Raw genomic sequence first — 9,960 nt, 5'->3', positions numbered from 1 at the left:
AAAATGTCCTTCTCTGCCATACTTGCCTCCTTCACTAGGAGACAATAATACGGCTTTCTAACACGACATTTCTACTTTGCTATATTAGGACATTATTACTTTGCCGAGATAGAAATTGTAAATAAGTCTACAGTGCAAATTGATTTTAGATTAATTAACCAGGTTTTATTTGTTATTCTATCCGGCGCGTCGTTTTTGAATCGCCGCTTTATAGAGTTCGATATATCTTTGGGCCGAAGCGTCCCACGAATGGTCCATTGCCATGGCGTTCTGCTGGATTTTTCGCCACACGGTTTTGTCTTTGTAGGTTTCGAGTGCACGCAGTAAGGTCGTAAATAAAGCATATGGTGACGCATCCGTAAAAGTAAAACCGTTACCGATGTCGCGCCCGGCGGAATGCAGTGCATGCCAATCCCAAACCGTATCGGCAAGTCCGCCGGTTTTTCGTACTACCGGTATCGTACCGTACCGCTGACTGTACATTTGGTTGAGCCCGCAAGGTTCAAAGTGCGAAGGCATCAGAAAAATATCCGCCCCGGCTTCGATACGATGCGCGAGTTCGTTACTATAGCCGATATAGGTCCACACTTTATAAGGTAAAGCGTGATGCAGATTTTCGAACATATCTTCATAACGGTCTTCGCCGCTGCCGAGTATGACCCACTGTGCATCAAGCAGCATCAGTTCCGGCAATGCTTTTTCGATCAGATCAAATCCCTTTTGTCCGACTAAACGCGACACAATTCCGATCACCGGTTTGACCGGGTCGTACGTCAGATGTGCTTGCTCCAAAAGAAATTTTTTATTTTTTTCTTTACCGGAAAGATCGGACTGTGAAAAAGGATGGGGGATGTATTTGTCTTTTTCCGGGTCCCATTCATCGTAGTCAATGCCGTTTAATACGCCGAAAAGATCATTTTGCCGCGGCCACAGCACATCGTTCATGCCGTTACCGTATTCGTAGATCAGAATTTCTTTGGCATACGTATGGCTGACGGTCGTAACGACTTCGGATGAAAGAATACCGGTTTTCATAAAACTAAACGTGTCATGAAACTCCATCGGCCCGCCGGGATAAAACTGATCGGGTCGCATTTCGGCGCGATACAGCGTATCTTTGGAGAAGCGCCCCTGATAAGCGATATTGTGTATGGAGTACAAACACGCGGTACGATCAAACATCCGATCCCAATTGTAATTATCTTTGAGGTAGATCGGAATTAACCCCGTCTGCCAATCATTGCAGTGCACGACATCCGGCGCCCATTGGATGCGCTGCATCACTTCGATGACGGCTTTACAAAAAAGAATAAACCGCTCATCTTCGTCGCGATCCATCGTATAAATATGGCGGCGATGATAATAGTGCGGGCATTCGATAAAATAGATCTCGGCTTCGGAGCCGGGAATAGCGGACTTGAGTACATGGGCACTCCGTGTAACGCGTCCCATACGAATGAGGATTTCGCCGATATCGGCACAGTAATGTAAATCCCACTTGCTGTCGTCCACGGAAACATATTTGGGCATAAACACTTTGACGTCGCATCCCAAACGCGTCAGGTATTTGGGCAAGGCACCCGATACGTCGGCCAGGCCGCCGGTTTTGGCGAACGGAGCGACTTCACTTGAAGCCAAAGCAATTTTGAGTGGTGTTTTCATGCGTATAGTTAGTTTATCAACGCGACCCGAAAAGCCGGCTGAATTTCCCAAACGCCTTGCGTTTGAGGCGGTGTTCTTTTTCGTTGTATGCCGTCAGGAATACCTTTGGTTTGATAACTGATGCCGTGCCGGTCGTATTTTTTTTTGGTTTCCGGATTGATATACAAAAAACCGGTCACACGTACGCGTGTGGGTCTGCGCATCAAACGCATTCCAGCCGAAATTTTTTCTTTGGCCGCGGAAGCATCCCAATGTGCGATGTTCCACAATGTTGTACGCGCATCGCAATAAGCCTCGCCCGGCGGTATCCGTACGATCAGATGCGGTGCATCCCAACGCGGTGAATCGGTCATTTCCAAATACAGCGCATTGTCTTTTTGATACAGACCGTCTTTATGATCGTAGCGTATAGCTACGGCGTAACCTTCAATGCAGACGGTACGGTCTTCAAATCCTGTAACGGGCTCCGATTCAGGTAAGACGTCCATATGTTGGATCAATGAATCTTGCGATAGCGTCCACCTGAAAAACTGTGCTACGCGAATCGGGGTTGCAGGGATCGAATCGTTTACCGGCCTGCGCAATTTGACCGGTATCCGGCCGTGACCGTAAAACGACGCGTCGCAACGCATGGTTTCGGTCGTATCGGATTGGCGCGCAAGAAAATAAAAAAAGAAAAGAACGGATATAAAAAGTAGTAAACGTATGCCGATCATAATAATGTAGAATGTGGTCTAAAGCGATTTAAACGTAATGCCCGATCATGCGTTGCCAGTAAGGCCAATCGTGGCCGATGCCTCCGTCCCAAAAGAAATAATTGTGACGAATTCCTTTTTCCGAGAGAATCTGATGAAAATATTCGTTGCGCTCCCGGCAAGGGTCCAGATCACTGGTTACAAGCGTGATTTCCGTGTGTGTATTATAACGGTCAATATAATATGGGTCGGAGAGATGTTGCACATAATGTGCGGGATTGTTGTAATAACACAAGTCGTCGTAGTAGCCGCCCAGAAAGCCTTGAATCGTGTACGAACCGCTCAAGCCGATAGCTCGGTTGACCATTTCCGGGTGACGCATTGCAAAATTGACCGCATGATAACCGCCGAAACTACAACCTAAAAGAATCAGATAATCCGTCCCGGTTTTATTACGCAAATAGGGTAAAAATTCATGGATCAGATAATCTTCGTATAAAACATGGCGGCGAACTTTTTCATGCGGATGAATCTGATCGTTGTACCAACTTTCGTTATTGATCGAATCCACGCATAAAATTTGGATCAGTCCGTTTTCGATTTTTTCGGCGAGCGGATCGATCATACGACGATCGGAAAATTCGTACAGATTGCCGAGTGTGGTGGGAAATACCACGACCGGCGCGCCGCCGTGGCCAAAATGCTGAAAGTTCATTTGTTTGCCGAGGCGTTCGGAATACCATCCGTGAACGTAATGCTGCATGGTTTTCTCCCGTTAGCGTACCAATGACAGGTTTGAGGTGAACTTAAAAAGTACCGCTCATTTCGACGAGTTCAGCCCGTACCGATCCGATGGCAATTTTGGATTTCATCAAAACCGGTATTTTGCGATCATCGTCGGTAAGCCAAATATTCAGATCGGATTTATTATTAAAAGGCCCGATCGGCGTTTGTACAAGAATACAATGAAATTCACCGGCATCTACGGAAATGGTTTCTTTACGAACCACCTTCACCGTGGCCTGATTTATTTTGCCGTTGTCGTACGTCGCAAGCGACAGCGTTTTTCCGATTTCCAACGGTTGATTGCGCAAATAATAGAATGCAGAAATGATATCCTGTACCATTTCAGGAATTGCAATTTCTTTGTATCCCGAGTCGCGGTCATCTATCGTGGCTTTGCGTTGTTCGTGATAAAACTCGGTAGTAAAATTACGTTTATAGCCGCCTTCGGAAGTATTTTTCACATATTTCAGGGGATACAATCCGTCCTGATCAATGTACGACTCCAAACGATCTTTGACCGGATACAGGGTAGAAAAAAAAGCGTTGGATACGGTCGTCGCGGAAATAAGGTAACACGGGCGATCGCGGTGTGCGGTGAGCTGCTCCACCTCCAATGTCGCGGTGCCCGCGCTGATAAATTCCCAGCCGATGGAAAATTTGAGTTTTTCCCCTACGGGGAACGCTTTATTGGGCAACGTTCGCAGGGGGTCGCCGGCCGTGACATGAGCGATACCGCTTATATAAAAGAACAAAAAAACGATGGCAAAACGCATTACATGCTTTCGGATGATTTGGGGTTCAGCTTTTGTTCGGCCATAGCGACGACTTTTTGAAAAATCTCATCTATGGTAACATGGATTTCATTATAGGTCTTCAGGTAAAAGTCCATACTGAAACCCATCGGATCGGGGATCGAATCGGAAATCGTGACGCCGCGATCTTTGCCGAATACTTTCATCAAATATGTTTTATGGCGCGCGGTCGGAAAATTTTCCTGAATATAGTTTAAATGATCAATGGACAACGCAAAAATAAGATCGGATTGCTCGACGAGCACACGGTTGATCGGTTTGGATCGAATTGCGGAAATATCAACGCCGTTTTGATGGCCGACTTTGATGGCGTTTTCCGAAGGCTTATTCCCGTCGTACGCGTAAATGCCGCACGATTCTACCCAGATTTTGTGTTTGATGGATTCGGGGCACTCAATGGCCAATTTGCGCTTAAAGATACCTTCGGCTAAAGGACTGCGGCACATATTACCGGTACAAACAAAAAGCACTGCAAACATGTCGTTAAAACGATATTCACCCATATAACTCTCAATTATGTTAAAAGGTCGCCGCACGTTATCTGCCGGTGTACGCGGGATTGGGGGGCGGGACGGTTGTTTTTTGGTTGACTTAGCGGACGTCTGTTTTTTATCAACAGTGGGGGTTGTATTTTTGGAAGGGGATTTGGCCGCGACGCTTTTTTTGGTCGGTTTTGCTTTTTTGGATGCAGGTTTAGAACTGGCTTTTTTGCCGGTTGATTTTTTTACGGGAACCGGTTTGGCCGGTTTCTTCTTGCCCTGCTTTTTTTCGGATTTCTTTTTTTCCTTTTTCTTGCTCATGGCGGCCTTTTATGGTTAAGCGACGTGATCCAGTGCAACCGCAGAGGCCGGTCGTGACGGGATCAATTCTTTTTCGTAAACTTCGACTTCGAGTCCTTCGGAACAGTTGCTGCAAATCGGTATAGCGCTACGCTGTGTAAAAATGCGGCGACGAAAATCATGGTACGCTTTATTTTTCCAGATGGTTTTCATTCCGCCGGGATCAAATACATTGCCCAACGGGTAATCCGCATTTTTATCAAAACAGCATGGCGATACGGTGCCGTCCCAATTGATCACAGGGCACATCAATACCCATCGGCAAAAATTGATGGACCCGATTTTTGCGGCGAACGTTCCGTCGTTACTGATTTCATAACGCCGGTATTTTTCATTGTTCGGTAAAAATTCTTGAGCTTGTTCCGCAGTATAGACTTGCGCCGTTTTGAGCGATAATACCTGTACATTGCATTCGTGCGCCATACGACGAATGGCATCCAGTTCATGTTCGTTATGTTTCATGACGATGAATTGAAGTTCGATCGCCGGAGTTTTTCGTTTTAATTTGGCCTTCGCTGCAGCAATGGCTTTCATGCCGTTGAATACTTTTTCAAATTTTCCGTTCACGCGGTATTTTTCGTACGTATCCTGTGATGCGCCGTCCACGGCGATGATCAGCGTGTCCAGACCGGATTCGACGATCGCTTCGGCGTTTTCACTAAGGAAATGACCGTTGGTGCTGGTAACCGTTTTGATATGTTTGTCATGCGCATAACGAATCATTTTTACAAAATCACGATTGACGAAAGGTTCGCCTTGGCTCCAAAGTGTGAGATGCATCAGATAGGGGCCCATTTCGTCCATCAATTGTTTAAATCGTTCCAGTGTCATCATGCCGTCGTCGCGGGTCATCAGTTTGCTCCCCGTGATGCATAGCGGGCAACGGAGGTTGCAGATATTGGTAGGCTCCACCATCATGACAAAGGGGTAACCCCACACGATATTTTTTCGTGTCAATTTATTAAGGGCGTACGATGCGGATGCCCGCATCATGTTGGGCAGTTTGGGAATAATGCCGGGATTTTTTAATACATCCCATGCTTCCCGTAAGATATAATTCATATTGGATACGGGCGAATTTCCTTATTTATTACCCTAAAATCAAGCCCAGTCTTTGCGGAATGAGGTGTCAGGTTATTTGAGCCAGGGGTCTTACGCTTGCTATTCAATTTAAAAAAAACAATGAATACAAACGCAGTGTCTGTTTTTCGCGTTATTTCGTTGCGAAAGTCACTCAACTATCACGGCAGCGGTGCCTTTTCTACGCAACGCACCGTATCTCGCGCGATGAGCAGTTCCTCGTTGGTGGGGATGACCCATGTTTTGAGGTGTGCATCCGGCGAAGAGATGACACCTTCTTTACCGCCGACGGTTGCGGCATTAAGATGGGGATCGAGCGTTAATCCAAAAAACTCCATGCCTTTACAAATACTTTCGCGAATATACGCCGAATTTTCACCGATGCCGCCGGCAAATACTAAAGCTTCGGGTTTTCCGACGGCCGCACAGTATGCTCCGATATATTTGCGAATGCGATAACAATATATTTCGATGGCAAGTTTAGCGCGGCGATCATCATTTTCTTTCGCTTCCGCGATGATGTCACGCATATCGTTGGTAAGACCTGAGATCCCGAGCAAACCGGATTGTTTATTGAGTACGGATTCGATTTCCTGCAGCGAATATCCTTCTTTATGGGAGAGGAACTCCAATACAGCCGGATCAATATCACCTGAACGCGTTCCCATAACAAGTCCTTCCAGTGGTGTCAGACCCATGGATGTGTCCACGGATTTTCCGCCACGGATGGCGCAAATGGAGGCGCCGTTACCCAAATGCAGTGTCATGATGTGGACCTGCTCTTTGGCTTGCCCCGTCAATGTCCTGTAACGATACGCGACATAACGGTGGGACGTACCGTGAAAGCCATACCGGCGCACTTTGTAGCGGCGGTAAAACTGATACGGAATAGCATAGAGATAAGCTTCTTCGGGGATCGTGTGGTGAAATGCCGTATCAAATACTGCCACTTGCGGGATGCCTGCGCCGAAAATTTCGGTAACCGCATAAATGCCTTTGAGGTTAGCCGGATTGTGCAGGGGCGCCAGTTCAATACAATCTTCGATCTCTTGGATGATTTGTTCGTTGAGCAAAATCGAGCGGGTAAATTTTTCACCGCCATGCACCACGCGATGACCTACGGCGTGGATATCGGATAAGCCGTTGATGCCGTTTATTTTTGTATCTTTCCCAATAATCCATTTGACGATTTTATCGACGGCCATCTTATGATCGCGCATCGGTGCGGTTTGTTTGAGCGTAGGTTGGCCTTCGGCTTTAAACGAAATGATGGATTCGCTGCCGATACGTTCGATGATACCCGAGGCAAGGCGTGTATCCGCATTGTCGCGGATCTGCGTGAGGTCCGTATTGATGACCTGAAATTTTACGGAAGAACTGCCGCTGTTGAGAACTAGTATATTCATGATATCCTTTACTTTTTTTAATATCGCAATTTGAAATATGCGTTGCAAGGCGGAATAAGAATTATGAAGATATGGCATCAAGTTGCCATCTACCTGCGTAATGCGAGATGATTTCCAAGCCGTTACATAAAGTCTGTTGACGATAAAAAAATCTTCATCGGGAGCAAAATTCGAGATATTCCCTTGCGTAAACTTTCTAAGTTATGTATTTTGCGCTCGCATGAATAACTCACCGACTAATAATGCATCAGCCAATTCAGAGCAATCTTTCTACTTTTATGTACATAGAATTATGATCAAGGAGTTTTACTGCCATGTTTGATCTCGATATGATAAAGCGCGTATATGCCGGCATGAAGGCCAAACAAGACCGCGCACGCAAACTTTTCGGACGTCCGCTCACGCTGACGGAAAAAATTCTCGTTTCCCATTTTGCGGAAAACCCCAAAGCCGCGCCCGCACGGTTCAAAGATTACGTAGATCTTGCACCCGATCGTGTAGCCATGCAGGATGCGACCGCACAAATGGCGTTGCTTCAGTTTATGTCTTCCGGCAAAGCCAAAGTGGCCGTGCCTTCCACGGTGCACTGCGACCACCTGATACAAGCCGAAGTCGGTGCGGCGGACGATTTGAAAAAAGCCAATAGTGATAACAAAGAAGTGTATGATTTTTTGGCCAGCGTCTCCAATAAATACGGTATCGGCTTTTGGAAACCCGGCGCAGGTATTATCCATCAAGTCGTGCTTGAAAATTATGCGTTTCCCGGCGGTATGATGATCGGCACGGATTCGCACACACCCAATGCCGGCGGCCTTGGCATGATCGCTATCGGTGTCGGCGGTGCGGATGCCGTGGATGTCATGGCGGGATTGCCGTGGGAACTCAAATGGCCCGGCATTACCGGTGTCAAACTCACGGGTTCGCTCAGCGGATGGACTTCACCCAAAGACGTGATTCTCAAATTAGCCGGTATTCTGACTGTCAAAGGCGGCACCGGGAAAATCGTCGAATATTTTGGTCCCGGCACGGCATCCATTTCATGTACCGGTAAAGGAACGATTTGTAATATGGGTGCGGAAATCGGCGCGACCACTTCTATTTTTCCCTATGACACGCGTATGGCGGCGTATCTTCGTTCGACGGAGCGCGCAGCCGTCGCCAAACTGGCGGATCAGTACGCCGCGTTACTTACCGCCGACGAAGGTTCGGAAGCGTATTACGATGAAGTCATCGAAATCAATCTGAGCGAATTGGAGCCGCATGTTAACGGGCCTTTTACACCGGACAAAGCATGGAAAATTTCTGAATTGAAACAAGCCGTTGCCGATAATAATTACCCGGATGAAATCCGTGTGGCATTGATCGGTTCGTGTACCAATTCATCGTACGAAGATATCGAACGTTCGGCCAGTTTAGCGCGCATCGCTTCGCAACACGGTCTTAAAGCCAAAGCCGAATTTGTGATCACACCGGGTTCCGAGCAGATTCGTGCGACGATCGAACGCGACGGTCAATTGGAAGATTTCGCTAAAATCGGCGGTAAAGTTTTAGCCAATGCCTGCGGTCCGTGCATCGGCCAGTGGAAACGCCATGGTGTCAGTGAGGGCGATCCGAATACTATCGTCACATCGTACAATCGTAATTTCAAAGCCCGCAATGACGGTAATTCCGGTACCCATGCATTTGTTGCCAGCCCGGAAATAGTAACGGCACTGGCCATCGCAGGACGCCTGAGCTTTAATCCGATGACAGACACGATCACCAATGCGGAGGGTCAGCAAATTCGCTTATTGCCGCCCGACGGTGATGAATTGCCGCGCAACGGATTTACGCCCGGAGAGAGTGGTTATGTCACACCGGCAAAAGACGGTTCCAAAGTGCAGGTGATCATTGATCCCGCGAGCTCACGTTTGCAGGCGTTGAGTCCTTTTACGGCATGGGATGGTCGCGATATCGAAAATGCCGTGGTACTTCTCAAAGCCAAAGGCAAATGTACGACGGATCATATTTCGCCCGCTGGGCCGTGGCTCAAATTCCGCGGGCACTTGGATAATATTTCCAACAACATGTTTATCGGTGCCGTTAATGCATTTACCGGTGAAGCCGGCAAAGGTAAAAATGTGATTACCGGCGAAACCAAAGGTTATTCCGATAACGCGCGGTATTATAAATCCCAGAGCATTAGCTGGATAACTATCGGCGACGAAAATTACGGTGAAGGATCAAGCCGCGAACATGCGGCGATGGAACCGCGTTTCTTGGGCGGTCGCGCCATCATCGTCAAATCGTTTGCACGCATCCACGAAACGAATCTCAAAAAACAAGGTATGCTGGCGTTGACATTTAAAAACCCGGCGGACTATGATAAAATTCGTGAAGACGATCGCTTGGCGATCCGTGGTTTGACGGCGTTTACACCGGGTGTGCCGCTGACGATGGACATTAAACATAGCGACGGTTCCGTGGAGACGATCGAACTCAACCATTCGTATAACGCGCAACAGATCGGTTGGTTCAAAGCCGGTAGCGCACTCAATCTGATAGGCGGCAAAACGGCCGCTTCGTCGCGTAAAAAAACGGCAACTAAAACCAAAAAAGCAGCCAAGAAAAAAACGGTAATTAAAAAAGCGAAAGCGAAGACCAAAACCAAAAAAAGCGCCAAAGTCGCTCCCAAAAAAGC

The 9,960-nt window shown here is 47.4% G+C and carries 7 protein-coding genes and 1 pseudogene; 1 reads left to right on the top strand and 7 read right to left on the bottom strand.

Annotation, left to right across the window (positions count from 1 at the left end):
- Positions 1-177: 177 nt before the first annotated feature.
- The 7 genes from glgA to HUU58_11610 form a co-directional block, all read right to left on the bottom strand.
- On the bottom strand, positions 178-1,662 hold the full coding sequence (gene glgA / locus HUU58_11640) for a glycogen synthase GlgA (protein ID NUN46323.1): 1,485 nt from the start codon (positions 1,660-1,662) through the stop codon (positions 178-180).
- An 8-nt stretch (positions 1,663-1,670) separates the two neighbouring features.
- The gene (locus HUU58_11635; protein NUN46322.1) at positions 1,671-2,378 is read right to left on the bottom strand and encodes a hypothetical protein; all 708 of its coding nucleotides are present in this window, start codon (positions 2,376-2,378) and stop codon (positions 1,671-1,673) included.
- A 28-nt stretch (positions 2,379-2,406) separates the two neighbouring features.
- Positions 2,407-3,120, bottom strand: a complete 714-nt coding sequence (locus HUU58_11630; protein ID NUN46321.1) for an esterase family protein — start codon at positions 3,118-3,120, stop codon at positions 2,407-2,409.
- 43 nt (positions 3,121-3,163) lie between these two features.
- Positions 3,164-3,916 (bottom strand): DUF3108 domain-containing protein, encoded by a 753-nt coding sequence (locus HUU58_11625; protein ID NUN46320.1) that lies wholly within the window; start codon positions 3,914-3,916, stop codon positions 3,164-3,166.
- Positions 3,916-4,755, bottom strand: coding sequence for a hypothetical protein (locus tag HUU58_11620; GenBank protein NUN46319.1), 840 nt, complete (start codon positions 4,753-4,755; stop codon positions 3,916-3,918). The genes HUU58_11625 and HUU58_11620 overlap by 1 nt, the downstream gene beginning before the upstream one ends.
- Before the next feature lie 15 nt (positions 4,756-4,770).
- Complete coding sequence (locus HUU58_11615) at positions 4,771-5,856, bottom strand: radical SAM protein (GenBank protein ID NUN46318.1); 1,086 nt, start codon at positions 5,854-5,856, stop codon at positions 4,771-4,773.
- A gap of 179 nt (positions 5,857-6,035) precedes the next feature.
- Positions 6,036-7,280, bottom strand: a complete 1,245-nt coding sequence (locus HUU58_11610; protein NUN46317.1) for an acetate kinase — start codon at positions 7,278-7,280, stop codon at positions 6,036-6,038.
- A 314-nt stretch (positions 7,281-7,594) separates the two neighbouring features.
- On the opposite strand from HUU58_11610, the pseudogene HUU58_11605 reads away from it, so the two are divergent.
- A pseudogene (locus HUU58_11605) lies at positions 7,595-9,829 on the top strand (aconitate hydratase).
- Positions 9,830-9,960 lie beyond the last annotated feature (131 nt).

Source organism: bacterium (assembly GCA_013360215.1).
Classification (GTDB): domain Bacteria; phylum CLD3; class CLD3; order SB21; family SB21; genus JABWCP01.
Note: the sequence above shows the minus strand (reverse complement) of the source record. Positions and strands in the feature narration are given on the sequence as shown.